General features: G+C 66.2%; 1 protein-coding gene. It reads left to right on the top strand.

Annotation, left to right across the window (positions count from 1 at the left end):
• The first annotated feature begins 1 nt into the window (after position 1).
• The gene (locus EV665_RS32150; protein ID WP_133037283.1) at positions 2-1,054 is read left to right on the top strand and encodes an NAD(P)-dependent alcohol dehydrogenase; all 1,053 of its coding nucleotides are present in this window, start codon (positions 2-4) and stop codon (positions 1,052-1,054) included.
• The last annotated feature ends 1 nt before the right edge of the window (position 1,055 follow it).

Below are 1,055 nucleotides of genomic sequence, written 5' to 3' on the forward strand. Positions count from 1 at the left end.
AATGAAAGCACAAGTGCTGACCAGATACGACGACGGTCTGACGGCGGACCAATGGGTCTCGCTGCAGGAGGTCGCGGACCCGAACATCGAAAAGTCGACGGATGTGATCGTGCGGATCGGCGGTGCCGGTGTCTGCCGCACCGACCTTCACATCATCGAGGGCATCTGGCGCCCGCACATGGACCCGAACGGCGACAGCCTGCTGCCGCTGATCATGGGCCATGAGAACGCCGGCTGGGTGGAGGCGATCGGCAAGGAGGTCGAGGGCATCAAGGTCGGCGATCCCGTGATCGTCCATCCCAAGATCTCCGGCGGCACCTGCCTTGCCTGCCGGCGCGGTTTCGACATGCATGGGCCGGGCAAGTTCCCCGGCCTCGACTGCAATGGCGGCTATTCGGAATTCCTCTGCACGTCCGAGCGCAACATCGTGCCTTTGCCGAAGACGCTCGCGCCGAAGGATGTGGCGCCCTATTCGGATGCGGGCCTGACGGCCTATCGCGCCGTGAAGAAGGCGACGCGTCATCTGCTGCCGGGTGAAAGCTGCGTCGTGATCGGCGCCGGCGGGCTCGGCCATATCGGCATCCAGTGCCTGAGGGCGATGTGCGCGGCCGACATCATCGTCGTCGACAGGTCCGAGGCCTCGCTGGCGCTGGCCGGCAGGATGGGGGCGGACAAGCTGGTCAAGGCCGACGGCAACGAGGTCGAGGCGGTGCTGGAGCTGACCGGCGGGGCCGGTGCGGAGGCGGTCATCGACTTCGTCGGGGAGAAGGGCACCACCACCAGGGGCCTGAAGATGACGCGGCCGATGGGCAGCTACTACGTGGTGGGCTACGGCGAGGACATCAGGATCGCGACGGTCGACATGGTCATCACCGAGAAGAACATCATCGGCAACCTCGTCGGCACCTGGGCGGAACTGGTCGAACTGATGGCGCTCGCCGACCGCGGCCTCGTCGACCTGGCCACCGTCGAATACCGGCTCGCCGATGCCAACCAGGCGCTGCGCGACCTCAACGACGGCAAGATCCATGGCCGCGCCGTGCTGATCCCCTGAC

The organism is Shinella granuli, from assembly GCF_004341885.1.
Taxonomy (GTDB): Bacteria; Pseudomonadota; Alphaproteobacteria; order Rhizobiales; family Rhizobiaceae; genus Shinella; species Shinella granuli.

Excerpts from the sequence above, each read along its gene's own strand:
- EV665_RS32150 (WP_133037283.1), top strand. The coding sequence starts at position 2 with ATGAAAGCACAAGTGCTGACCAGATACGACGACGGTCTGACGGCGGAC.